This window comes from Thalassospira sp. Z349TD_5 (genome assembly GCF_056173045.1).
In genome coordinates, this window is record NZ_CM149654.1 from 917,444 (window position 1) to 941,139 (window position 23,696).

At 54.2% G+C, this 23,696-nt stretch carries 20 protein-coding genes; 11 read left to right on the forward strand and 9 right to left on the reverse strand.

What is annotated here, in order from left to right:
• Window positions 1-22 precede the first annotated feature (22 nt).
• The 5 genes from gltX to AC0VXT_RS04065 all read left to right on the forward strand — a co-directional run bounded on the left by gltX (window position 23) and on the right by AC0VXT_RS04065 (window position 6,147).
• Entirely contained in the window at window positions 23-1,375 is a 1,353-nt protein-coding gene (gltX, locus tag AC0VXT_RS04045; protein ID WP_475547604.1) for a glutamate--tRNA ligase, read from the forward strand.
• Between the two features lie 68 nt (window positions 1,376-1,443).
• A complete protein-coding gene (gene cysS, locus AC0VXT_RS04050) occupies window positions 1,444-2,820 on the forward strand; it encodes a cysteine--tRNA ligase (RefSeq protein WP_475547605.1) in 1,377 nt (458 codons plus the stop codon).
• A gap of 214 nt (window positions 2,821-3,034) precedes the next feature.
• Window positions 3,035-3,985 (forward strand): aldo/keto reductase, encoded by a 951-nt coding sequence (locus AC0VXT_RS04055; RefSeq protein ID WP_475547606.1) that lies wholly within the window; start codon window positions 3,035-3,037, stop codon window positions 3,983-3,985.
• A gap of 13 nt (window positions 3,986-3,998) precedes the next feature.
• On the forward strand, window positions 3,999-4,715 hold the full coding sequence (locus AC0VXT_RS04060) for a DUF6064 family protein (protein WP_475547607.1): 717 nt from the start codon (window positions 3,999-4,001) through the stop codon (window positions 4,713-4,715).
• Between the two features lie 136 nt (window positions 4,716-4,851).
• On the forward strand, window positions 4,852-6,147 hold the full coding sequence (locus AC0VXT_RS04065) for an MFS transporter (protein WP_475547608.1): 1,296 nt from the start codon (window positions 4,852-4,854) through the stop codon (window positions 6,145-6,147).
• A gap of 8 nt (window positions 6,148-6,155) precedes the next feature.
• Here the strand turns inward: AC0VXT_RS04065 and AC0VXT_RS04070 are convergent, their stop codons facing one another.
• The 6 genes from AC0VXT_RS04070 to lsrA form a co-directional block, all read right to left on the reverse strand.
• Window positions 6,156-6,812: a LysE family translocator gene (locus AC0VXT_RS04070; protein WP_475547609.1), complete on the reverse strand. Its 657-nt coding sequence runs from the start codon at window positions 6,810-6,812 to the stop codon at window positions 6,156-6,158.
• A gap of 157 nt (window positions 6,813-6,969) precedes the next feature.
• Complete coding sequence (locus AC0VXT_RS04075) at window positions 6,970-8,217, reverse strand: class II aldolase/adducin family protein (RefSeq protein ID WP_475547610.1); 1,248 nt, start codon at window positions 8,215-8,217, stop codon at window positions 6,970-6,972.
• Window positions 8,218-8,306: 89 nt separating this feature from the next.
• Window positions 8,307-9,332: an autoinducer 2 ABC transporter substrate-binding protein LsrB gene (gene lsrB / locus AC0VXT_RS04080; RefSeq protein WP_475547611.1), complete on the reverse strand. Its 1,026-nt coding sequence runs from the start codon at window positions 9,330-9,332 to the stop codon at window positions 8,307-8,309.
• An 11-nt stretch (window positions 9,333-9,343) separates the two neighbouring features.
• The gene (locus tag AC0VXT_RS04085; protein ID WP_475547612.1) at window positions 9,344-10,348 is read right to left on the reverse strand and encodes an ABC transporter permease subunit; all 1,005 of its coding nucleotides are present in this window, start codon (window positions 10,346-10,348) and stop codon (window positions 9,344-9,346) included.
• Window positions 10,345-11,403 carry an autoinducer 2 ABC transporter permease LsrC gene (lsrC, locus tag AC0VXT_RS04090; RefSeq protein WP_475547613.1) on the reverse strand — a complete coding sequence of 353 codons (1,059 nt, stop codon included), beginning with the start codon at window positions 11,401-11,403 and terminating at the stop codon, window positions 10,345-10,347. The genes AC0VXT_RS04085 and lsrC overlap by 4 nt, the downstream gene beginning before the upstream one ends.
• Window positions 11,396-12,901 carry an autoinducer 2 ABC transporter ATP-binding protein LsrA gene (gene lsrA / locus AC0VXT_RS04095; RefSeq protein ID WP_475547614.1) on the reverse strand — a complete coding sequence of 502 codons (1,506 nt, stop codon included), beginning with the start codon at window positions 12,899-12,901 and terminating at the stop codon, window positions 11,396-11,398. Before lsrA ends, lsrC begins: the two co-directional genes overlap by 8 nt.
• Window positions 12,902-13,137: 236 nt before the next feature.
• Here lsrA and AC0VXT_RS04100 point away from each other — a divergent pair, with 236 nt between their 5' ends.
• From AC0VXT_RS04100 to AC0VXT_RS04110, 3 genes are read left to right on the forward strand one after another with little or no spacing between them, the layout of a single operon-like run.
• On the forward strand, window positions 13,138-14,049 hold the full coding sequence (locus AC0VXT_RS04100; RefSeq protein WP_475547615.1) for a sugar-binding transcriptional regulator: 912 nt from the start codon (window positions 13,138-13,140) through the stop codon (window positions 14,047-14,049).
• Between the two features lie 37 nt (window positions 14,050-14,086).
• Window positions 14,087-15,652, forward strand: coding sequence for an autoinducer-2 kinase (lsrK, locus tag AC0VXT_RS04105; RefSeq protein WP_475547616.1), 1,566 nt, complete (start codon window positions 14,087-14,089; stop codon window positions 15,650-15,652).
• 49 nt (window positions 15,653-15,701) lie between these two features.
• Complete coding sequence (locus tag AC0VXT_RS04110; RefSeq protein WP_475547617.1) at window positions 15,702-16,007, forward strand: antibiotic biosynthesis monooxygenase; 306 nt, start codon at window positions 15,702-15,704, stop codon at window positions 16,005-16,007.
• Window positions 16,008-16,099: 92 nt separating this feature from the next.
• Here the strand turns inward: AC0VXT_RS04110 and AC0VXT_RS04115 are convergent, their stop codons facing one another.
• Window positions 16,100-16,795: a DsbA family oxidoreductase gene (locus tag AC0VXT_RS04115; protein ID WP_475547618.1), complete on the reverse strand. Its 696-nt coding sequence runs from the start codon at window positions 16,793-16,795 to the stop codon at window positions 16,100-16,102.
• A gap of 194 nt (window positions 16,796-16,989) precedes the next feature.
• A complete protein-coding gene (locus AC0VXT_RS04120) occupies window positions 16,990-17,250 on the reverse strand; it encodes a hypothetical protein (RefSeq protein WP_022734021.1) in 261 nt (86 codons plus the stop codon).
• A gap of 288 nt (window positions 17,251-17,538) precedes the next feature.
• Here AC0VXT_RS04120 and cimA point away from each other — a divergent pair, with 288 nt between their 5' ends.
• The 3 genes from cimA to rpsD all read left to right on the forward strand — a co-directional run bounded on the left by cimA (window position 17,539) and on the right by rpsD (window position 21,054).
• Window positions 17,539-19,152, forward strand: coding sequence for a citramalate synthase (cimA, locus tag AC0VXT_RS04125; protein WP_475547619.1), 1,614 nt, complete (start codon window positions 17,539-17,541; stop codon window positions 19,150-19,152).
• 190 nt (window positions 19,153-19,342) lie between these two features.
• Window positions 19,343-20,125, forward strand: coding sequence for an RNA methyltransferase (locus AC0VXT_RS04130; RefSeq protein WP_475547620.1), 783 nt, complete (start codon window positions 19,343-19,345; stop codon window positions 20,123-20,125).
• A 311-nt stretch (window positions 20,126-20,436) separates the two neighbouring features.
• On the forward strand, window positions 20,437-21,054 hold the full coding sequence (rpsD, locus tag AC0VXT_RS04135; RefSeq protein ID WP_022731823.1) for a 30S ribosomal protein S4: 618 nt from the start codon (window positions 20,437-20,439) through the stop codon (window positions 21,052-21,054).
• Between the two features lie 236 nt (window positions 21,055-21,290).
• Here rpsD and AC0VXT_RS04140 read toward each other — a convergent pair whose 3' ends face one another.
• A complete protein-coding gene (locus AC0VXT_RS04140) occupies window positions 21,291-23,495 on the reverse strand; it encodes a mechanosensitive ion channel family protein (RefSeq protein WP_475547621.1) in 2,205 nt (734 codons plus the stop codon).
• Between the last annotated feature and the right edge of the window lie 201 nt (window positions 23,496-23,696).

Sequence of the window (23,696 nt, forward strand, 5' to 3'; positions counted from 1 at the left end):
CACTTGAACTGAAAAGTTTGAAATGACAAAACCTGTCCTGCGATTTGCACCCAGCCCAACCGGGCTTCTCCATGTCGGGAACGCCCGTGTTGCCCTGATGAACTGGCTTTATGCCCGGAAATCAGGCGGCGAATTCATCCTGCGGTTTGATGACACCGATCCAGTTCGTTCCAAAGACGAATATGTCGATGCCATCCGTGAAGACCTGAGATGGCTTGGCATTGACTGGGACCGTGAAGAACGCCAGTCCCTGCGTCAGGATAAATACGACGCGGCGATCGCTGATCTGAAAAAGCGCGAGTTGCTGTATCCGTGTTACGAGACCGAAGGTGAACTTAACTGGAAACGCAAGGCTGCCCGCCAGCGTCATCAGGCGTTTATCTATGACCGTAAGGCATTGACGCTGAGCGATGATGAAATTGCTGCGCTGGAAGCCGAAGGCCGCAAACCGCATTGGCGTTTTATCCTGACCGACGGCATGGTCGAATGGGATGATTTGGCGCGCGGGGTCTGTTCGTTTGATACCGAACATGTGTCGGACCCGGTTTTGATCCGTGAAGACGGGTCGTTGCTGTATATGCTTGGTTCCGTGGTGGATGACCTTGAAATGGGTGTTTCCCACATCATTCGCGGCGAAGACCATGTGACCAATACCGTGTCGCAGATTTTGCTGTATCTTGCCCTCGGTGGGAAACCCGGTGCGCTTGAATTTGCCCATATGCCGCTTTTGGCGGGGCCTGGTGGATCGCAGCTTTCAAAACGGTTGGGCAGCCTGTCGCTTCGTGAACTGCGCAATGACGGGTTTGAGGTCGAAGCATTGGTCGGTCTTTTGACCGGTCTTGGCGCGTCCGATAAAATCGAACCGGCAAGTCTGTCTGAAGTGCTTGAGAAATTCGATCTCGATCATTACGGGCGTTCAACCCCGAAATTCGATCCGGCCGAATTGGCCAGCCTGAATGAAAAAGTCATTCATGACATGTCGTTTGAAGCCGCACGGCCCAAACTGATTACTGCGGGCATGGCAACCGCCGATGAAACCTTCTGGAACGCGGTGCGTGGCAACTGCTGGCGCGTGTCCGAGGCACTGGAATGGTGGGATGTGATCCATCAGCCCGTGGTGCCGGAAATTGACGATAAAGATGGCGAGTTCTTAAAGCAGGCGGCGGAATTGTTGCCTGAAGGCGCGCTTGACGGGACGAGCTGGAAGTCTTGGACGACGGCGGTTAAGGATGCGACTGGTCGTAAGGGCAAGGAATTGTTCATGCCATTGCGCAAGGCGCTGACCGCACGTGAACATGGCCCGGAAATGTTGACCATGCTGGTTCTGATTGGCGGGGATAAAGCACGTAACCGGCTGTGTGGGAAGGCGGTCTAAGCATTCTGCTTTGATCGCCGATAAATGCCTGCATTTAACCCGACACCACAGCCAAACGGACAATTATAATGAACAAGACCCTTCGTATCTTTGACACGCTCACCCGCGAAAAACAGGTGTTTGAGCCGATTGACGCCAATAACGTGCGCCTCTATGTGTGCGGGCCGACGGTGTATGATTACGCCCATGTTGGTAATGCGCGCCCGGTTGTTGTGTTTGATACGCTGGTGCGTGTTTTGCGCCATATCTATCCCAAGGTGACCTACGTTCGAAACGTCACCGACGTTGATGATAAAATCAACGCGCGCGCCAAAGACAGCGGCGAGACGATTTCCGACATCACCAAACGCACCCATCAGGCCTATCTTGATGATATGGGCGCCTTGAACGCGGCCAAGCCAGATATCGAGCCGCGTGCGACCGAACATATCGCCGAAATGATTGCCATGTGTGAAAGCCTGATCGAACAAGGTTTTGCCTATGCCGCCGAAGGACATGTTCTGTTTTCGGTCGATAAGTTTGATGGCTATGGCAAGCTGTCGCGCCGTGATCGTAAGGAAATGATTGCGGGTGCGCGGGTTGAAGTCGCACCGTACAAGAAAGACCCGGCAGATTTCGTTTTGTGGAAACCGTCCGAAGACGACATTCCGGGCTGGGAAAGCCCATGGGGTCGGGGCCGTCCAGGCTGGCATATTGAATGCTCGGCCATGTTGACGCGCTATCTGGGCGAGAATTTCGACATTCATGGCGGTGGTTCGGACCTTGTGTTCCCGCATCATGAAAACGAATTGGCGCAAAGCTGCTGTGCCAATCAGGGGTCAAGCTATGCCAAATACTGGATGCATAACGGCCACCTGATGGTTGAAGGCGAAAAAATGTCCAAGTCTTTGGGCAATTTCGTCACCGTGCATGATTTGCTGGAAAGCTGGCCGGGGGAAGCAATCCGCCTTGCAATGATCGGCACCCATTATCACCAGCCGATTAACTGGACCGAAGATAACCTGCGTCAGGCTAAGGAATCACTTGATCGGTTCTATACAGCATTGCGTCAAAGTGCCGATGTGACGCCGGAAGATATGCCGGTACCGCGTCTGTTCCTTGAAGCGCTGTGTGATGACCTCAATACACCACTGGCGATTGCGGAATTCCACAATCTGGTCACTCGGTTCAACAAGGCCGAAAAGAAATACGAGCGTGCGGAAGCCAAGGGCGAAATTCTCGCCGCGGCCAAGCTGCTTGGTATTCTTGAAGCCGACCCGGAAGATTGGTTTACCGGCAGTGCGGGCGAAGACGAAGCCGCCGAGATTGATGATCTGATCAATCAGCGGGCGGACGCCAAAAAGAACAAGGATTTCGCAACAGCCGATAAAATCCGCAATGATTTGCTGGCACGCGGCATTCTGCTGGAAGACTTCAAAGATGGCACGAGCTGGAAACGGGTTTAAACGTTTCAGCTATCTTATCTGATACGATCAAAGGCCACGATATTATGTCGTGGCCTTTTGTTTTGGCCGCCTGGTAAGCAACAGTGGGCAGCCCAGCACATGCGCGGATTCCTGCGGTGTTTGGTATGGTTTATGCAGGAACCGTTGCGTTATGGCAGAATTCTGCCCAATTCTTGTGGAATATGAAGGACGAAACAGTAAGACGGGGTGGACCATGTCTGAATTTGATCGTCGAACATTTTTGAAATCGGCCAGTGCGTTCAGTGCCTTGGGCGCTGCGACGGCGCTTGGCGGGGCGGGCCCGCTGTGGGCGCAAACAATTGCCGGGCAAAAACGCCCCGATGTGATCCGCAAGGCGATTGCGTCAACCGGTGAAGAAATTCCGGCGGTCGGACTGGGCAGCTGGATCACCTTTAATGTCGGCAATGATATGGAACTGCGCGATCAATGTGCGGACGTGATGTCGGCCTTCTTTTCTGCAGGCGGGCGGATGATTGACAGTTCCCCGATGTATGGATCGTCGCAGGATGTTATCGGCTATGGGCTTGATAAGCTCGGTGCCCGCGATCAGGTCTTTTCAACCGACAAAATCTGGACCGCTGGCGATGGAATGGAACAGCTTTCCGAGACCGAAGCCCGCTGGAGCCTTAAAAAGTTTGACCTTTTGCAGGTGCATAACCTGTTGGGGATTAATGAAAATCTGCCACTGTTGTTCAAGCTGAAAGACCAAGGTCTTCTGCGCTATGTCGGGGTGACGACGTCACACGGACGGCGCACCGAAGATTTAATGGCGGTGATGAAGAACGAACGCCTTGATTTCGTTCAGGTTACCTACAACCCGATTGACCGCGATGTCGAAGAATACCTGTTGCCGATGGCCTATGATCGCGGGATTGCGGTGATTGTGAACCGTCCGTTTCGGGGCGGTAGCCTTGTTGAGAAACTCGAAGGTGAGCCATTGCCGGAATTTGCCGCTGAACTTCAGGTGCAAAGCTGGGCGCAGCTGATTTTGAAATATCTGATTGCCCATCCGGCGGTGACTTGTCCTATCCCGGCCACGACCAAACCGGCGCACGCAGCCGAAAACATGCGTGCGGCGACCGGGCTTTTACCCGATGACAAAATGCGCGAACAGATCGCTGCGGTGATCGGGGTTCTAATATGAAGGGGGCACGGTCATGAGCGAATGGTGGAGCTATGGCTTAGCCGATTTCCTGCTGTTTTCACCGCGGGTGTATTTCCGGCTGTTTGAAACGATGAATACAACATGGGGGCTGGCGGTGGTATCGGCCCTTGTTGCCGGGGTCATTGCGGCAGGTTTGGCGATACGCCATGGCCATCGCGGCAACCGGGTTATTCTGGTGGTGCTGTCGCTGATCTGGGCATGGGTAAGTTACGGTTTCATGTGGCAATACTATCAACCGATCAACTGGGTTGTGCCCTATGTCCTGCCTGGGTTCGTCGCAGAGATCGTGCTTTTGGCTGTTTTTGCTGCACGCCCCTTGCCGTTGCGGTTTGGCTGGCGCGGGGATTTTTCATCCATGATTGGGGCCGCGTTTATCGGCATTGCCTTGGTGGTCTATCCGTTCGTCGGGTTGTTCGAAGGACGGGACCTTATGCAGGCCGAGCTGTTTGGCAGTGCAGCAGATCCAACAACCCTCGGTACGCTTGGTTTTGTTTTGATGGCACGCGGGACCTGGCGATGGCTTTTGGTGCCGGTTCCTTTGATCTGGTGTTTGATTGCCAGTGCCACGTTGTGGGTGATGGATCAGGAAATCGCCGTCGTCCCGCTCATTGCGGTTTGGCTAACGGTCTTTTGCTGCTGGCTTGATCTTAAAAACGGGGTGACGACCCGCCGGATGACGCAGGCAGAACTGGTTGAACCCACTGATTAATTACTGTGTTGTCGTGCTGTATTATCGGTTGATCAAAAGCCCGATGCCGATCATGGTGAACAAGACGCCAAGCAGTCCGTTGAGCCATCCATAACTCAACGATCCGGCGCCACTGTCATGCGTGAGAGGGCATTCGATGTTCAAGGTTTTGTCTAGTGTCTGGGCGCTTTTGCTTGGGATCGTCCTGATCATGCTGGGCAATGGCATGCATTCGACCCTTATCGGTGTCCGTGGCGGGATCGAAAACTTTTCCTCAGCAGAACTGGCCATTGTCACATCGGCCTATTTTGCCGGATTTTTGTCGGGTGCGCGCCTGACCCCGGTGATGCTGCGCCGTGTGGGACATGTGCGTGTTTTTGCCGCCCTTGGCAGCTTCATGTCGGCGGCACTGATTGCCTTCCCCTTATTGACGGAGCCATGGGCGTGGACGCCACTTCGCATTCTTGTCGGGTTTTGCATGTCGGGCATCTATGTCACGGCGGAAAGCTGGCTTAATGATGCTGCGACCAATGAAACACGCGGTAAGGTTCTGTCGGCCTATATGATTGCACAGACGCTGGGTATTATCGGTGCGCAGGGGCTTTTGACACTGGGCGATGCCGGGACATCGGTGCTGTTCATTGGGGCCTCAATCCTTGTGTCGGTTTCTTTCGCGCCGATCCTTTTGTCGGTATCCTCGGTTCCGGTGACCGAAGCTGCGAAAGCAATGCCGTTACGCGAATTGTTTGTCGAGGCACCGCTAAGTACTGTCGGGATTTTCTTGCTGGGCAGTGTGTATGCCACGCAATCAGGCATGGGGGCAGTTTTTGGCACCAAGATTGACCTGACCACCGCACAGATCGCGTTGTTTATTGGGATGCTGTTTGCCGGTGCCTTGCTGTTTCAATATCCCATCGGCTGGTTGTCGGACCGGATGGATCGGCGCAAGCTGATCTTTGGCGCGGCGTTAATGGGGGGGATATCCTGTGCACTGGGCTGGATGGCCGGCGATCAGCTTTGGCCACTGATGGCTGCGGCATTCTTTGCCGGTGGCATGACAACGCCGCTTTACGCATTGTTCTTGGCCTACACCAATGATTTTCTGACGCTTGAGGAAATGCCAGCCGCGTCTGGGGCGCTGGTTCTGACCTTTGGCATTGGGGCCATTTCGGGCCCGCTTGTCACCGGTTGGGCGATGCAGCAGTTTGGTCCATATGCATTCTGGTTGGTTCTTGTCGTAACATTTGGCGCCATTGCGCTTTATGCGCTCTATCGCATGACCAAGCGTGAGGCGATGCCGGCCGATGAGACCGAAAGTTATCTGGGCGTGTTGCCAACAGCGTCGCCGATGGCTGTGGAAACCGCAGGCGTGTGGGCCGCAGAGCAGGCTGAAGCAGAGGCCGAAGCGGAAGCAGAATCAGAAACCGAGAAAGAAGATCCGGCGCGGCCCTGATGCCAACTTTATCGATTAAACAGCAACCTGATACCGACCATGGCAAAGAAAACGCCAAGTACCCCATTGATCCATCCGGCGGCACGCCGGTAAATCGAAATCGCCGGGGCGGTTGAAAAGGCTGTGGCATAGATCAGATGCATACAGGTTGAAATCATCCCGCACCCGATCACGATGGCAGCCCCCACCCAAAGCGGCGCACCATGGGTAAAGCCGATTGAAATGATCGCGATCCAGGTCAGGATTGCCTTTGGATTGGTAAGATGCAGTGCCAAGCCACGCAGATAATAGCCACGCCTGCTGATTGGGTCGCTCACCGGAACGTCGTCGTTTGCACTTGCAGGAACGGGTTTGCGAAATGCGGTGCGAAATGCGCGATACGACAGCCACAGCAAATAAAGCCCACCAAAAATACGAATGGCGGTCATCGCATCAGCATAGGCCGCCAAAACCGCCGACAACCCGGTCAGGGTTAAAAGCCCGATGGAAAAGGAACCCGTGCCGATGCCAAGGGCAAAGCTTTGCCCCGCAAGGCGTCCGCGATCAAGTGAAACACCCATCAGTCCAAGCAAGGCTGGGCCGGGGCTGATGACGCCCACAAGCAAGGCAAGGTACGATAGCAAAATACCGGGCAGGTATTGTGTGATTTCTGTAAGCTCAGGCATGGGGGCGTTCCTGTTTGGCGGTGGTGGTGCCAAAGACTATGCCGGTCATTCCCGTCTGTCGAGCATGCAAAAAAGAACCCCCGCCAAAAGGCAGGGGTCAAGGGAGCTTGCTAAGCTTTGGTGCGGAACAAAGGGAAAAACACCGAAGCCGCGGGAGTTATTTCTTCTGAAGTTTTGCCTGTTCAAGCGACCAGTATTCCATATCAAACAGATCGGCCTCGTTGATCGGCTGGAACGTTCCAACTTCTTCGGCGGCATTGATGATGCGCGCGGTTTGTTCGCCAAGGTCGCCTGCGATGCGCGCAGCCTTGTCATTGGCACCAAGCCCGACAAGGCCAAGACCCTTGATCAGGACCATGCGCGGCCATGGATCAAGCATGACTTTTTCTTCGCTGGCATTGGGGGCGTTGCGTTCGAAATAGGCGCGGTAGCGGGCTTTGTAATCCTCAAGCGCTGACGCGATATCCTGAAGACTGGCATCGGCAGCAATGATCAGCGGGAACGGTTTAATGCGGATCACGTGATCGGGTGTTGCCGTGCCGCGCACCGCAATGGTTTCAAGCGCGTCATTTGACAGATATTTGCGGATCGATGGGGTGCTTCGGAAATCCATCGCCATGGCATCGGCAAAGGGCGAGCCGTCAGCACGAAGGGCGGTGTTGAGTTTATCGGCAATGGCTGGATCAAGATCGCGGTCCGATGTTTCTGGTCCCGGAAGGGCAATGCCCTTGGCGGTCAGATAGTTTTCCGCATCGGTGACGAAATCAATCATACGGTCATAGGATTGTTTGGCGGTTGTGCCAAAGGTGAACAATCCGTGGTTTTTAAGCCACAGGCCTTCGCAAGTGGGGAAACGATCAAAAAGATCGGCACCGGCAATCGACAGGTCGTAGCCCGGCATGACATAGGGCAGAAATGCCAGACGGTCGCCGTAGATTTCGCGCATGATGTCTTCGGATTTGTCTTGGTTGGCAAGGGCCAGGACGGCAGTGGAATGGGTGTGGTCGACAAAATCAAACGGCAGATAGGCATGCAGTAAGGCTTCGACCGACGGGTTTGGCGCGGAGGGGTCAAGCAGGTTGCTGCGCAAAAGCGCAACCATTTGCGGATCAGAAAGCTTTTTTTCTGTGCGTGCGGCGTGAAGTGGGGCGAGCTTCACCGCAGGCAAGCCGGGGGCTTCGATGGTTTCAAGATCCCAGCCGCTGCCTTTTACATGCATGATGGCGTTACCGTCATTATCGGTTACTTTTACCGAGGTGTTGCCGCCGCCATGCAAGACGAGGTCGGCAACCTGGCCGATGATGCGAGATGTATAAACGCGCAAGCCCAATGCTTCGGGTTGACCGGCTGTTTTGGCGTCATTGGCATAGCGTGCCGCGTCGTTATCGTTCCAAAGGTTTTCCATCGGGCTGTATCCGTAAATCCATCAAAAAATCAGCAAGAAAATCCGGGTACGGCCCACCCCCAGGAGGGCCGTACCCGTTCGTCCAAAGATCAGAAATCGAAGTCGTCGATATTGTCTTTGGTAAAGACGGTGCGGTTTGGCAGCAGGATGATGCCGTTGCCATCTGCTTCGTACTCGTATCCCTGAACACTGTTCGGGGAGACTTCAACGGTGCCAACACCTGGAATATCGAGCGTATCGCCCACATTCATCGGGCCGTTATCAAGAACGTGATTGGCAACATAGACTGAAATTTTACCCTGTTCGGTAACGTCCCAAAGACCAAAACGCTCCACCGTGCCGCGTTTGACATACGGGCGCATCACATTCGGGGTCGAGAAACCAACGATGGCAACTTTGCCCGCGCGGTCAAGGTTTTCAGCAGCCTGTGCTGCGGCTGGAAGGGCATTGGCATCGGGTGCGATGATCGCGTCAAGATCCGGGTAAGCTTTGAGGATGCTTTCGGCGGTCTGAAGAGATTTCTGCGCATCGTTATAGCCATACTGGGTGGTAACAACTTCCCAGCTCGGATGTTCGGCTTCGATTTTGGCCTTGGCAGCATTTGCCCAGGCGTTCTGATCGGTGACGGTCGGGCTGGAATAGAAGAAGGCGACTTTTGCCTTTTCTTTTTTGACGCCGTCATTGGCCATGTTGACCAAAAGACCACCAAGCTGTTCCGGGGTGCCTTGGTTGATATAGTAGCTGCGGCATTCCGGTTTCACGTCGCTGTCCCAGGTCATGACCAGAACATCGCGTTTCATCGCACGTTCCAGAGCCGGGCACAGGCCATCCGGGGAGACGGACGACAAGATAATGCCGTTATAGCCCTGATTAACGAAGTTGTTTACGAACTGGACCTGACCGGAAACGCTTGGTTCGGTCGGGCCGTCATAGGTGACATCAATCCCAAGTTCCTTACCTGCGGTGGTCGCACCATTGCCGCCACTGGTGAAGAAGCCAACGCCCACCAGTTTCGGGATAAAGGCGATCTGGTTTTCGGCAAAGGCCGGAGCTGCTGCCAGAAGCGAGCCTGCAAAGGCCGCAGCAGTCATCCATTTAAAAGTTTTTCCTGACATTTCTTTCCTCCTCATGATGCTGCGCGTTTGCGGTTCGTCGCCATTATTCGCGCAGCTATAAAATCGGCCAACACTGCGCTTCCGTGGCGCAATGCGACCGCAACCACCAGCAACGCACCGGAGAGCGCACTGGAAATCTGACTGGGAACACCGCTCATTTGCAGGCCTTGCTGCAGATAACCGATGACCAGGGTGGCCAGAAGGGTGCCGACAATCGACCCCTGCCCACCGTAGATAGAGGCCCCACCAAGAACGGCCGCCGTGATCGCGGGCAACAATGTTGCCGTGCCAAGATCAACACGCGCCGATCCAAAATAGGACGACAAAACAAGCCCTGCGACCGCAGCAAAAACGCCGGTCAGGACATAGGTGATGGTTTGGATCGTTTTGATGCGAAGGCCGCTATAGCGCGCGGCATGTTCGCTGAGCCCGCACATAAAGACCGACCGGCCAAAGCGCGAATAGTGCAAAACGATAAACAAGATCAAGGCTTCGACCAGCAACACCAAAAACGGTGCGGGCAGACCGGTCAGTTCAACATAGGCAAAGGACGTAAAGACATCGGGGAAGTTGCCGATCCCTTCATAGCCGCCTGCACCTACAACACCCGACAGAACCGTTGCCGCACCGCCAAACAGGTACAGACTGCCAAGGGTGACAACCAGCGGCTGGATGCGTGAGACATGGATCATGGTGGCGTTAAACAGGCCCGCCATCGCACCGGTCAAAAGGGACGCCAGAATGGAAATCGGCAGCGGCATACCAAAGAAGTTGGCAATGCCAAACACGATCGCGCACAAGCCAACAGCAGACGCAAAGGACACATCAATCCCGCCCGCGATGATCACGATGGTCAGCGGCAGGGCAACGATGCCGATCTGGGCAAAGTCGCTGGTGCTGTAAAGCAGGTTTGACAGATTAAGGAAGCGCGGATTGATCATGCCAAAGATCGCAAATTCGGCGATCAGCATGAACAGAAGGGCGGTTTCCCAGCGCAGAAGATAACGTTTGATCATTCACCTGCCTCCTGCGGGCGGGACGCGGATGCGCCATCGCGATTGGATGTATTGGATTGGTCGGGTTGATTGGTGTTGGTGTGGTGATGAACGGCATAGCGTTTGGCGCGGATGGCGCGGTCAACGGCCATGCGCACACGCCCATCGAGCAACAGCACCAACAGCAAAACCGCACCGGCGATGAAATCATTCCAAAATGCCGGAATTTTCAAGAACACCAGCGCACTGTCGATTGAGGTCAAGAAAATTACCCCAACAAAAATGCCCGGAACCGTGCCGGTCCCGCCCAGAAGGCTAACCCCGCCCAGAACGTTTGCGGCGATGGCTTTGAGTTCCAGCCCGTTACCAGCCTGATTGGGGATGAAGCCGATCTGTGCGGCAAAGATCATTCCGGCGATGGCGGCCAAAACGCCCGCGGCGACAAAGGCCGCGATTTGCACGAGTTTCACCGGGATGCCGAGATGGCGGGATGCTTCGCGGTTATCGCCAACCGCATAGAAATAACGCCCGAAACGGGTCTGGCGGACGCAAATCCCGACAATAATCAGGGCCACCACGACAATCACCGTCAGGATGGAAACGCCCAAGGTCCCATTGATGGCCAATCCTTTAAGCGACTGGGGCAGTTCTTCGATCCAGTTGCCACCCGTGAGGATCAGCATCACACCGCGAAACAGGCCAAGTGTGCCCAGCGTCGCAATGATCGATGGCACATTGAGCATGGTCACCAAAAGACCATTGATCAGCCCGGCAACAGCACCGGTCACAAGGCAGGCGGCAATGGCAACGCCAAGGCTGTGACCGTCATTAAGCATAAGACCCAGCACAACGGCACTAAGGCCAAGTACCGAACCGCTTGAAACATCAATATTGCGGGTCAGGATCACCAGCATGGTGCCAAGGGCGACCGACATCAAAACGAGGCTGTTGGACATGACAACAGACGCTGTCGAGAGCGACAAATAGCCCGGTGCCGCAGCGCCGATTAGCAAAAACGCCAGAACGGTGACAGCACACAGGGTCGCCACGCGGTTGCGTGCGAAGAAATCAAGCATGTGAAGGGCTCCCGGACTCGAAGGCAAGATGGGCAATAGCATCAACCGTGACGGCATCACGTTCGAGCGCGCCGCATTGCACACCATGCGCCATCACCACAACCCGGTCTGCGAGCTGTTCGATTTCGTCAAAATCTGATGAAATCAGAACAACCCCAAGCCCCTTGGCCGCCAGTTCGTGGATCAGTCGGTAAATATCATTACGTGCCGCAACGTCAACACCGCGCGTTGGTTCATCCAAAATCAGAACCTTGGGGTCGGCGGCGAGACATTTGGCCATCAGGACTTTTTGCTGATTGCCGCCTGAAAGACGGCCAACGGACTGATCTTCGCCTTCGCATTTGATGCCAAGGCTGTCGCGGAACGCGTTAAATGCAGCCGTTTCGGCCTGACGTTTGGGGAAGAACCCAAGACGATGCATGGTGTAGCTCGACATGTTCCAGCCAAGGGATGCTTCAAGAAACAATCCGTTTTGCTGACGGTCTTCGGGCAGATAGACAAGCCCGGCATCGACACAATCGCGGGGGGAGCGTTTGGTCAGTGGCGCACCATGCAGATTGAGCGTGCCACTGCGCGCATCGCGCAAGCCAAACAGGGTTTCAGCCAGTTCCGAGCGGCCTGCACCGACGACCCCGGCCAGACCGACAATCTCACCAGCCCGGACATTGAAGGAAATATCGCGAAATCCTTCGCCACTGAAGCCATCGATTTCAAGCAAAATGTCGCGGGCTTCGAAATCGACATCCGTGTTGGCGCGTGTGGTGGGGGCGGCTGATTGCACGGTTTTGGTCATAGCTTCGACGATATGATTGTCATCGTAATCGGAAAGCGCACCCGACAGAACAATCGCCCCATCACGCAGAACGCTGATGACGCTGCATATTTCACGGATTTCGCGCAGCTTGTGGGAAATAAAGAAGATGCCAACACCTTGTGCCTGCAACTGACGCACACGATCAAAAAGCGCGTTTGCTTCATGCGGGGTCAGTGCCGAGGTCGGCTCATCCAGAATAAGGACACTGGCCTTGCGGATCAGGCCGCGCATGATTTCAACAATCTGGCGGTCGGCAATTTCAAGGGTGGCGGCCTGCGCATCAAGATCAAGCGACACCGCAAGATCGCGCAGCAGGGCTTCTGCTTGGTCGCGCAGCGCACGCGGTTTGGCTTTTAGGCCAAGGCAGATATTTTCCAAGACAGATTGATTGGGCAGGATGTGCGCTTCTTGCGGCACAAGATAAAGGCCAAGCGCCTGAGCCGCAGCGGGGGACGCAGACCCCAGAACCTGTTCATTGATTTCCACCGATCCCTGATCGGGGCTGACCAGGCCGGCAATTGTTTTCATCAAAGTTGACTTGCCCGCACCGTTCCCGCCCAAAAGCGCGTGAACCTGACCTGCGAGCAGTTCGATGTTGATTCCCTTAAGGACCGCTGTGCCGCCATAGGATTTCCATATGTCGGTAACACGGACCGATGTCCGGGGTTCTATGTTGTTTTCCATCCCTAGAGGCCTGTTCATTTGTTTTTATGAGAAACATTTGATCACATGATTCCAAATCCGTCAACAACCATGATTTTTTAAACAGGAAGGTAAATATATGACCATAATGAGCCAAATTTAACGCTGCATCGCAGCATAAATAGCTGCAATTTGAAGTGGCGCTGACAATGGTTGACGTGATCATTTGTTTTATGAATAATCAAATGAACAGATCGTCAAGATGCAGGGATATGAAAATGGCGTCGGAAGGAAGTGACTGGAGCTATGCGGACGCGGAGGAGGAAACTCTAACCCGTATTGCATGGTACTACTACAACGACGGCATGACCCAGGGCGAAATCGGCGACAAGCTTGGTCTGTCGCGGATCAAGGTGTCGCGCATGCTCGAAAGTGGTCAACGCACCGGCATCATTCAGGTTCGGATTAATTCGCGCCATCAGGGGTGCCTTGAATACGAGCAGCGTCTTCAGGATGTTTGGGGCCTTCGCGAAGTACGTGTCGTGCCCAATCTTGAAAATGGCGATCTCAATGAACGTCTGGGGCAGGCAGCGGCCCAGTTCCTGATGCAGCGGTTGGGCAGTGATGATTTGCTCGCGGTTGGCTGGGGCTCGACGGTTAGTCACACCATCCAGCGTCTTGGCCATATGGCAAATGAACGCAATGTGTCGCTGGTGAGTTTGACCGGCGGTGTTGCGACCTATGTCGATGGCATGCGGACAGCCAACTGGGGCAGCAGCGTGCATCTTTTACCCGCACCCTTGGTGGTATCTGACGCGTCAGTGGCATCGGCCCTGATGGGGGAACCAGGCATTTCCAATGTTCTCGAAATGGCGATGAATGCGGCCTATCAGCTGGTGGGGATTGGCGAGCTCAATAGCGATTCGACCGTTGTGCGCAGTGGCTATGTCACGCCTGACGAGGTTGAACCGCTGCGCCGCAAGGGCGCTGTTGGCGATATCTTGTGCCAGTTTTTTGATGATAACGGCGATGTGCTCGATCTTTCGCTGCATGAACGCGTGATTGGGGCGCGGCTGGCATCGCTTAATAAATCCAAGAATGTGATTGCCGCTGCGGGCGGGGAAGCAAAGGTGCGCGCCATTCGTGCCGCCCTTAAAGGAAAATATGTTGAACATCCTGATTACGGATGAAAAAACGGCAGAAAAATTGTTGGAGGACGTCTAGGAAATGTCAGCGGGTGATTACCTGCTTGCGATTGATGCCGGAACAGGCAGCGGTCGGGCAGTGGTATTTGATCAAGACGGAAATCAACGTGGGTCGTGCCAGCGTGAATGGTGGCACAAGGAAGATCCGCGTTTTCCCGGTTCAATGGATTTCGATGTTGATGGCAACTGGCAGCTAATTTGTGACTGCATTGCAGGCGCGCTGTCAGAAGCAAAGATTAGTGGCGATGATATTGCCGCGGTCAGTGCAACATCCATGCGCGAGGCAATTGTCGCGTTTGATAAGGATGGTCAGGAAATTTGGGCCTGTGCGAACGTTGATGGCCGGGCCGTCAATCAGGTGCGCCAGCTTAAGGATGAATTCCCCGGCGTTGAGGAAGACCTTTATAAACAGACTGGCCAGACCTTTGCCCTTGGCGCGTTGCCACGGCTTCTTTGGCTGCGCCAACAGATGCCCGATATCTATGACAAGATTGATCGCATTGCGATGTTGTCAGATTGGGTTGTTGCCCGACTGTCAGGCGTGATTGCGTCTGATCCGTCCAATGCCGGGACGACCGGTATTTTCGGTTTGCGCGAACGCAACTGGCTGCCAGATGCCATGCGCGCGGTGGGTCTGCGCGATGATATTTTCCCGCCCGCCCATGAAACGGGCACGGCGGTTGGGCATGTGACGGCAAAGGCCGCGTCTGAAACCGGGTTGTCAACAAAAACAACCGTTGTTGTCGGTGGTGGCGATTGCCAGCTTGGCACGGCGGGGCTGGGTGTGACCGGGATCGGCGATTGTGCGGTTTTGGGCGGCACGTTCTGGCAGCAGATTGTCAATGTTGATTCCAGTCTGATTGATCCGTCGATGAATTTGCGGATCAACCCGCATGTGATTACCGGGCTTAATCAGGCCGAAGCCATCAGCTTCTTTGTTGGGGCGGTGATGCGCTGGTTCCGCGATGCGTTTGGCCAGGAAGAATTGGCCAAGGTTGATGATCCGGGCAAGGCCTATACCCTGCTGGAAAAGCTGTCGAAGGACGTACCGCTTGGTGCGTACGGTGTGATCCCGATTTTTTCCGATGTGATGCGATATGGCAGTTGGTATCACGCAGCACCTTCGTTCCTGAATCTCAGTATTGATCCGGCAAAATCAGGCAAGGCTGTTTTGTTCCGCGCCTTGCAGGAAAATGCCTGCATCGTTGCGGCCCGCAACCTTGATGCGATTTTCGCGCTAAGTGGTCAGCGCCCGGACAAGATCGTCTTTGCCGCCGGGGCCGCCAAAAGCCCGCATTGGTCGCAGATGCTGGCCGATGTGGCGGGCATTCCCGTTGCAACCCCGGTGATTAAAGAAGCAACCGCGCTTGGCTGTGCCGCGGCAGCGGCCGTTGGCGGCGGACTTCATAACGATCTGGCCGCCCTTGGTCGGGAATGGGTGCGGTGGGAAAACACGTTTGAGCCCAATGCGGCCCTTAAATCTGCTTATGACGAGTTGGGCGATCGCTGGGCGCAGGCATATGCCGCACAGCGCCAATTGGTCGATCAGGGGGTGACGACCTCTATGTGGAAAGCGCCGGGGCTTTAATCCCGCACGGCAATTGATTTAAACGCAAGAAACAAAAACAGGACACATCATGCTTGTACAAATGGTGCATATCGAAGTTAAGCTGGGCCATGTCGATGAGTTCATCGAAGCGTTCCGCATCAATTACGAAGGAACGCGTGCGCACGAAGAGGGTAACCTTCGTTTTGATGTGCTGCGCGATCCAGAAAACGAACACAAATTCATGATCTACGAAGTGTTTCGTTCTGACGACGATTTTCAGGCCCATCGCCAGACCGAGCATTACAAGGAATGTGTGCGTCGGATTGATCCGATCATCACCGGCCCCCGGTCGAAAACCTATTTTAATGCCGAAATGGCCGATTACCTGCCCTAGGTTTCGATACGTCGCCTTGATCCCAAGCGCAAAAAAGAGCCCGAGCATTTTGCTGGGGCTCTTTTTTTATGGGGCGTTCAGTTCTGTAAGGCTTACTGGTTGGCCTCTGCATCAGCGAGAATTTCATCTCCCTGACGGGCAATTTCGCTCAGCGCCTGTTCGAAAACTTCTGGCGGGTGGCCGCCGGAAATGGCGAACTTGCCATTAACCACATAAGTCGGCACCGAACTGATGCCGGCATTGCCGAATTCTTCTTCCTCGGCGCGGACTTCTTTGGCGAATTCATCACTCGCCAGAATTTCGGCCGCACGTTCCGGTGACAGACCGACTTCTTCGACAGCGCGGTTCAGAACCCCGTGGTCACCGGGATTTTCGCCGTCCTGGAAGTAGGCGGTGAAAAGGGCCAGTGTCAGGGCTGTTTGCTGTGCTTTTTTGCCTTCCTTACCCGCCCAATAGAGCAGACGGTGGGCATCAAACGTATTGTAGATGCGGCTGTCGGAGCTGAAATGGATCGGAAAGTCAACATTTTCACCCATCATGGTGATCCGTGCGCGGTTATCTGCACTTTGATCGGGGCTTAAGCCGTATTTTTCGGTGATATGTTCGGAAAGGTCTTGGCCTTCTGGTCCCATATTCGGGTTCAGCTCATAAGGGTGCCAGCGGACTGTGATGTCAACTTGCCCATCCAGTCGCGCAACGGCTTCTTCGAGGTTTTTGTAGCCGATAATGCACCATGGGCAGACCACGTCTGAAACAATGTCGATCTGCAAAGGGATGGCGTCCGTCATGAATTTTCCTTGCGTTATGAAACCGTGTGATGGTCCATCACATAATCGCTGTGACAGCAAACGCAAGAACAGATCATCGATCACATAACAGAAAAAATGTCATCTTCCTGTCGGGCGCACGTCATTGGCCGCACATAAATGATTAAAAACGGTGGTGTCGCGAGGAGAGGTGAAGCGCGTCCAATGGCGTAGGCTTAGTGGGCGTTTTCGTTTGGCTGACGGCGTGCGTGATCAACCATATATTCGGCAAAGGTTTCCAAAATGGGGCATGACCAGTCGGCACGGGTTTTTTCCCCGTCACGTTCCCATTCGCCGTACCAGCGTTGGTCAATGTCGCGGAAAATGGTGTAATGGGCAAACCGGTCCGTTGCCGTCCAGCAGTTCTTACCTGATCTTTCCCAAGTCAGCCCTGCAAGCATCATGACGTCGATGCCGGTGGTGGCTTTCAATGCCATGGCGTTTGTCCTTTGACAGTGGATGGTTACATCAATTGGTGGAGCAGCAACCAAACACTTTGCAATGTATGGTAGAGTTAAGCATTGAATAAGGAGGGGCGCAACAGTCCAAGGGGACAGGTTTGCTATCCTAAAGAGGGGTATTTCCACCGAAATGAGTGGAAAACGGCTCCGATTGTCGGATTTGCGTAATGCTGTTGCGCTGATGGCACTTTTCCGGCAATTTGCCTGACTCGCCGGGGCCGGTCGGTTTCTGGATTCGAAAGACTACGATCAGTTGGAATGAATATGTCAGACAAGCGCGTCTATCTTTATGACAGTACCTTGCGTGATGGGCAGCAAACCCAGGGCGTGGATTTTTCGGCCGCAGATAAAACCGCAATTGCCAAGGCGCTGGACGAATTGTCGATTGACTATATTGAAGGCGGCTGGCCCGGGGCCAATCCAACCGATGACGCATTCTTTGCCAACCCGCCGAAATTGAAGAATTCCAAGCTGACGGCCTTTGGCATGACACGCCGTGCCGGGCGGTCGGCATCGAATGATCCGGGGCTTGCGACTTTGGCGCAGAATGCACCGATTGTCTGCATGGTCGGGAAAAGCTGGGATTTTCAGGTGACCGAGGCCCTTGGTATCGAACTTGATGAAAACCTGGCGATGATCGCGGATTCCGTCGCGCATCTTAAAACCAAAGTGTCCGAAGTGATGTTCGATGCTGAACATTTCTTTGATGGTTATAAAGCCAACCGCGACTATGCGTTATCCGCGATCAAGGCCGCCTATGAAGCAGGGGCACGCTGGGTTGTTTTGTGTGACACCAATGGTGGCACGCTGCCCGACGAGATTTTTGATATCGTAACCGATGTTTGCAGCCAGATCCCCGGTGGCCACGTTGGTATTCATTGCCACAATGATACGGAAAATGCGGTGGCCAATTCACTGGCCGCCGTCCGTGCCGGCGCGCGTCAAGTACAGGGAACGTTGAATGGGTTGGGGGAACGGTGTGGCAACGCCAACCTGATTTCGATCATTCCGACCCTGATGCTGAAAATGGGATTTGATGTTGGTGTTTCAAAAGAACAACTGACCCAGTTGCGCCGGATTTCGCATATTCTTGATGAACGGCTAAGCCGTGACCCGACCCGTCAGGCCGCATATGTTGGCGACAGCGCTTTTGCCCACAAAGGTGGCTTACATGTGTCGGCCGTGGAAAAGAACCCGGCTTGTTACGAGCATGTCGAACCTGAATTGATTGGCAATCGGCGCCATATTCTGGTGTCGGATCAAGCCGGGCGGTCAAACATTCTGGCACGGTTCCGTGAAATCGGGGTGGAAGTCGACCCAAAATCTGAAGCGGTTGGCAAGCTGGTTGAAAATGTAAAACAGCGTGAATTTGATGGCTATGCCTATGACGGGGCGGAGGCAAGTTTCGAACTTTTGGCGCGCAAAGCTATGGGAGAGTTGGTTCGGTATTTCCGAGTCACATCGTTCCGGGTGATTGATGAACGTCGATGGGGTGATGAGCAGGAAGAACAAGTTATCACTATGTCCGAAGCAACTGTGAAGGTCGTTGTCGGCGAAAATCAATTTATGTCGGTTGCCGAGGGTAATGGTCCGGTCAACGCGCTTGATGCGGCCCTGCGGAAGGTGCTTTTGACGGTGCCAGAATATGTTGAAGCCGTTCAACAAATCGAGCTGATCGATTACAAGGTACGCATCATTACGCGTGGCGATGGCACGCGTGCAATGACCCGTGTGATGATTGAAAGCCGGGATTCAGAAGGGCATAATTGGTCTACGGTTGGCGTTTCAACCAACATTATCGAGGCGTCCTATAACGCATTGCGTGATTCAATTACCTATAAGCTGTTTAAGTCCGGCGTGCGCAGCCAGCACGGCTAAGACGTTCGCTCAAGACAGTTGGTGTCATTTAAACGGCCGGGCAGTTTTTCTGTCTGGCCGTTTTGCTGTTTTGGGGATGAGTGGGGGCGCAAAGGATGCTGGCGTTGCCAGTTGGCTTTTGCTAAAGAAACGCCAATATTGACCGAATGTCGGTACCCAGACTTTCTTTGACGACCGGAGAAACCACGCGATGAGCGACGCCCGAGGTGCTGCTATTCCCGAAACGGGTGGCATTGCCAATCCGCCAGTGATCATTCTGATTGAACCGCAGCTTGGCGACAATATCGGCAAGGCTGCGCGCGCGATGCTCAATTGCGGGCTGGTTGATCTGCGCCTGGTGCGTCCCCGCGATGGCTGGCCCAATGAACGCGCAACTGCGAATGCGGCTGGTGCAGACATCGTGATCGACAATGCCAAGGTGTTTGAGCGCGACGAAGATGCGGTTGCCGATTTAAACCGGGTCTATGTGACAACCGCGCGCACCCGCGATGCAATCAAGCCGGTCTTTACGCCCAAGGGGCTGGCACCCGAATTGCGCAGCGTTGTTGCCAAGGGTGAAAAGGTTGGCGTGTTGTTTGGGCCGGAACGGACAGGGGTGCGCAACGAACATATTGCGATGGCCGATGCTGTTGTTACCGTGCCGTTGAACCCCGGATTTACGTCGCTTAACCTTGCGCAGGCGGTTTTATTGATCGGGTATGAATGGTGGCAGGCTGGTGTTGACGTGCCCGATTATCAGATGCTGATGAATGATACGTTCCCGGCCACCAAGGAAGATCTGGAGCGGCTGTTTGTTCATCTTGAACACGAACTTTATGAGTCCGGGTTTTACCGTGTTGAAGCCAAGCGTCCCAACATGGCGCGCAACATCCGCAATATTTTTAACAGGTCCAACCTGACCCACCAGGAAGTCCAGACCTTGCGCGGGATGATTGTTGCCATGCGCGGTGGGAAGTACAAGCCGCAGGATTGAACGGTCTTACCCGATATATTCCAGCGGGTTAGACCGTGAAACCCTATGGGGTGGGAGGTTGGTTTCGCCTGATGATATTCAGGTCATAGAAGCGATCTGCCAAAGCATCAGAGAGCGGCAGAAATGCAGGGCTTGGATGCGGTGATTAATGTTTGACTCTTGGTCAATCATCTCTATATTGCGCCTTACTTCCGAGAAAGTGGGTCGAAACAGGTGTTTTCGTCCCCGTTCCGTATGTCCTGCTGTTAAAGCGTTTGGGGTTACGGAAACTATCGGGACAATAAAGTGATCTTAAAAAAGAGAGTTATCAAATGTCGAAACGTATTGCTGCAAAGCATAAGATTGACCGCCGCCTTGGTGTGAACCTTTGGGGTCGTGCAAAATCGCCGCTGAACAAGCGCGAATATGCACCGGGCATGCACGGCGCAACCCGCCGTAAAAAACCGACCGATTTCGGTATCCAGCTGTTCGCCAAACAGCAGCTCAAAGGCTACTACGGTTCCATCTCTGAAAAACAGTTCCTGCGTTACTTCAAAGAAGCATCGCGTCGTCCGGGTGATACCTCCGAAACCCTCGTTGGTATTCTTGAACAGCGCCTTGATGCTGTGATCTACCGCATGAAATTCGTTCCGACCGTTTTTGCTGCGCGTCAGTTCGTTAACCACGGTCATATTCTTGTCAACGGCAAGAAAGTGACCATTCCGTCATTCCTCGTTAAAGAAGGTGACGTTGTTGAAGTCAAACAGGCTTCACGTGAAATCCCGATGGTTATCGAAGCTGCGACCCTGAACGAACGTGACGTTCCGGAATATCTCGACGTTGACGCGAAGGCCTTCAAAGGCACCTTCGTTCGCGTACCGAAATTCGCAGAAATTCCTTACCCGGTTCAGATGCAGCCGAATCTGGTCATCGAATTCTACTCGCGTTAATCCTTACCGGATTTCGCGACGATCCATACGAAACGCCCGCTGGAAACAGCGGGCGTTTTTGTTTGTCTAAAGGGTCGGCGTCTTAGACCATGTTAGCGCTAACATCTCTGTTTTACGAAGGGCTTGGCGATTGCGCCTTAGGGTGCGGCCAGCGGGTCCAACATACAAAACAGCCCGGTGCAGATGGACGGCACCGGGCTGTTTTACGTTCGCGACGTTGGGATCGAACCGACTGGTTACGGTTTTGGTGGGTTGAGCTGTTCGGAGGCCTGCTGGGCCGCAGCCGCAACGGCTTCGCTTTTTTGTTCGGGCGTAGCATCGGGCGGCACATCGACCTTCACATTGCGCGATGCCATCTGGATGCCGTTTTCCTTGAACATCGCAAGCACGCTTTGATAGACGGCTTTGCGGATGGTGAATTGTTCGCCCGGTTTTGAGGTGTATTTCAACCCGATCACCATGTTGAATTCTTCCATCCGACGCACGCCTTGCGATTTCAGCGGTTCGATGAAGCTGTCGCCAATCAGCGGATCTTCCAGCAAGTCGGCCGAGAGTTTCTTGATCAGCTTTTTGATCTTGTTGACGTCGGTTTCGAACGGCACGCGGAATTCAAGTTTGACAATCACCCAGTCGCGGCTGTGGTTGACGATGGATTTAATTTCGCCAAACGGTACAGTTTGCAACGGACCGCGGTGATGGCGCAATTGCATCGAGCGGATCGAGATGTTTTCCACCCGTCCGCGCAGGTTTTCCACCTCGATATATTCGCCAAGCCGGAACGCATCATCGAGCAGGAAGAACACACCCGCCACAACGTCGCGCACAAGCGCCTGACTGCCAAAGCCAAGGGCCAGACCAACCACGCCAGCACCGGCAATCAGCGGGCCGATATCAACGCCAAGGGACGACAATGTGACCATGGTGACCATGATGACGATGACCGTGAAGGAAAAGTTCTTAAGCAGCGGCAGCAGCGTTTCAATCCGCGATAGGCCGGTGCCACCGCCTTCATCGTTGCCGTGATCGCCTCCTGAGGCATTCATGCGTTCATCAAGAAACGCCTTGATCAGCGACCAGATCAGATCAGCAATCAGCAAGATCATGATGATCTCGGTCGAGGCATCAATGATGCGGGCAAGTATCCCGGCATCGTTGGCCGTGGCAAGACGATCAAGACCCCAGATGCGCCACATACTGGCCAGAACAAATACAAGGGCGAGCAACCGCACGCCACGTTTAAGAACCTTGGTAAAGACCGGGTGGTTTGGTTTTACCGGTTCGAACTCTTCGTCATGTTCGGTCGCATGTGCCAGTGCGGCGGCATTTTTGTCGGCGGCTTCCTGATCGGCGATCAGGACCTTCTTGTGATGCTGGCTTTCGATGATATTGCGCAGGATGACATCAAACAGGCAGGCAAGGCCAATCGCCAGCAGGGCCTTTAGCATCCGTTCGGCCCCAATGACCGCAACGCCACCAACCAGAACCAGCCACGCACAGACAATGACGGGCCAAAGCCGTGCGATGGACGTTGGCAAGGCAAGCTTTTCAACATTGCCGCTGACTTTGTTCGCGGCAAAAAAGCGGCCAAGCGAAACAGCGGCAACACAAAATGAAATCACCGAAATCACCACGGCAATATCAAACAGGATGATATCGCCCAGAACCATGGTGGGGGCAGCACTAAACACACCGGCGAGGCCAAAGGAAAACAGTGAAACGCCTGCGGCCAGTGTCAGGCTGCGGGTCAGAACTGCGGCAGTATGCGGATCAACATTGATCATGCGCAGGCCTTCGGCCTTGGGTGCGAACAGGAATTGCAGAATGATCATGAGGATGCGCAGCAGGAAAAACGCCATCAAAAGCGACATCAGCGCGCTTTTCATAATCGGCGGCCAGTCAAAAATCATGAACGTCCCGATCGATCCGATGGCAAACACACCAAGCGAAAGCAGCGACAGAACGCAAAGCGTGACAATCTGTTTGAGGCGATCCGTAAATTTGACGGGGGACTGCGCTTCAAGATGGGCGCACATCGGAGCCGCCACCCGGCGATAGATGATTTCAGCAATCACCCCGACAGCAACAAAAACAGCGGTAAAGAGGATCAACTTCATCAGCCCGGTGCGTCCCATGTCAGACGACATGAAGGTGCCAGTGGCATCAAGTTCATTGGGGAAGGCCGAGAGGCCTTCTATGGTGCGTTCAATCCGTTCTTTGGTACGCGCGACACCCGCGTCAAGGAATCCGTAATAGCTAAAAGCGTTTGCTGCGGCATCGTCGGTGGGAGTTGCTGGATCAATGCTGGTTTGATCATCATCGCCCGAACCGGCCATCGCGGCAACGGCGGCCATTTGCGCATGTGCGGGGGGAGGCGGGGTGATGACGCAAATGGCAAAAAGCCAAAGTGCCATACAGATCGTTGTTTTGATTGCTGATTTCATCCCGCTCATTATCCCCTGTTACGCGCAGAATTCTATCTGACAAAGATGGGGACATTTGGGGTGAGCATCAAGAAATAGTTTCACGACACATGCGGTTATGATCGCAGAAGGTGTGGCGTTGGCGCGTAAGATGATGCGTCAAGGCCGACCGCATTGGTAACATGCATGTATGAAAAAACGCGCTGGCCAAAGCACAGCGCG

Excerpts from the sequence above, each read along its gene's own strand:
- AC0VXT_RS04110 (WP_475547617.1), top strand. The coding sequence starts at position 15,702 with ATGCTTGTACAAATGGTGCATATCGAAGTTAAGCTGGGCCATGTCGAT.
- AC0VXT_RS04085 (WP_475547612.1), bottom strand. The coding sequence starts at position 10,348 with ATGATCAAACGTTATCTTCTGCGCTGGGAAACCGCCCTTCTGTTCATG.
- lsrC (WP_475547613.1), bottom strand. The coding sequence starts at position 11,403 with ATGCTTGATTTCTTCGCACGCAACCGCGTGGCGACCCTGTGTGCTGTC.
- AC0VXT_RS04070 (WP_475547609.1), bottom strand. The coding sequence starts at position 6,812 with ATGCCTGAGCTTACAGAAATCACACAATACCTGCCCGGTATTTTGCTA.
- cysS (WP_475547605.1), top strand. The coding sequence starts at position 1,444 with ATGAACAAGACCCTTCGTATCTTTGACACGCTCACCCGCGAAAAACAG.
- gltX (WP_475547604.1), top strand. The coding sequence starts at position 23 with ATGACAAAACCTGTCCTGCGATTTGCACCCAGCCCAACCGGGCTTCTC.
- AC0VXT_RS04060 (WP_475547607.1), top strand. The coding sequence starts at position 3,999 with ATGAGCGAATGGTGGAGCTATGGCTTAGCCGATTTCCTGCTGTTTTCA.
- AC0VXT_RS04100 (WP_475547615.1), top strand. The coding sequence starts at position 13,138 with ATGGCGTCGGAAGGAAGTGACTGGAGCTATGCGGACGCGGAGGAGGAA.
- rpsD (WP_022731823.1), top strand. The coding sequence starts at position 20,437 with ATGTCGAAACGTATTGCTGCAAAGCATAAGATTGACCGCCGCCTTGGT.
- lsrB (WP_475547611.1), bottom strand. The coding sequence starts at position 9,332 with ATGTCAGGAAAAACTTTTAAATGGATGACTGCTGCGGCCTTTGCAGGC.
- AC0VXT_RS04120 (WP_022734021.1), bottom strand. The coding sequence starts at position 17,250 with ATGGCATTGAAAGCCACCACCGGCATCGACGTCATGATGCTTGCAGGG.
- AC0VXT_RS04130 (WP_475547620.1), top strand. The coding sequence starts at position 19,343 with ATGAGCGACGCCCGAGGTGCTGCTATTCCCGAAACGGGTGGCATTGCC.
- lsrK (WP_475547616.1), top strand. The coding sequence starts at position 14,087 with ATGTCAGCGGGTGATTACCTGCTTGCGATTGATGCCGGAACAGGCAGC.
- AC0VXT_RS04115 (WP_475547618.1), bottom strand. The coding sequence starts at position 16,795 with ATGACGGACGCCATCCCTTTGCAGATCGACATTGTTTCAGACGTGGTC.
- AC0VXT_RS04140 (WP_475547621.1), bottom strand. The coding sequence starts at position 23,495 with ATGAAATCAGCAATCAAAACAACGATCTGTATGGCACTTTGGCTTTTT.
- cimA (WP_475547619.1), top strand. The coding sequence starts at position 17,539 with ATGTCAGACAAGCGCGTCTATCTTTATGACAGTACCTTGCGTGATGGG.
- AC0VXT_RS04075 (WP_475547610.1), bottom strand. The coding sequence starts at position 8,217 with ATGGAAAACCTTTGGAACGATAACGACGCGGCACGCTATGCCAATGAC.
- AC0VXT_RS04065 (WP_475547608.1), top strand. The coding sequence starts at position 4,852 with ATGTTCAAGGTTTTGTCTAGTGTCTGGGCGCTTTTGCTTGGGATCGTC.
- AC0VXT_RS04055 (WP_475547606.1), top strand. The coding sequence starts at position 3,035 with ATGTCTGAATTTGATCGTCGAACATTTTTGAAATCGGCCAGTGCGTTC.
- lsrA (WP_475547614.1), bottom strand. The coding sequence starts at position 12,901 with ATGGAAAACAACATAGAACCCCGGACATCGGTCCGTGTTACCGACATA.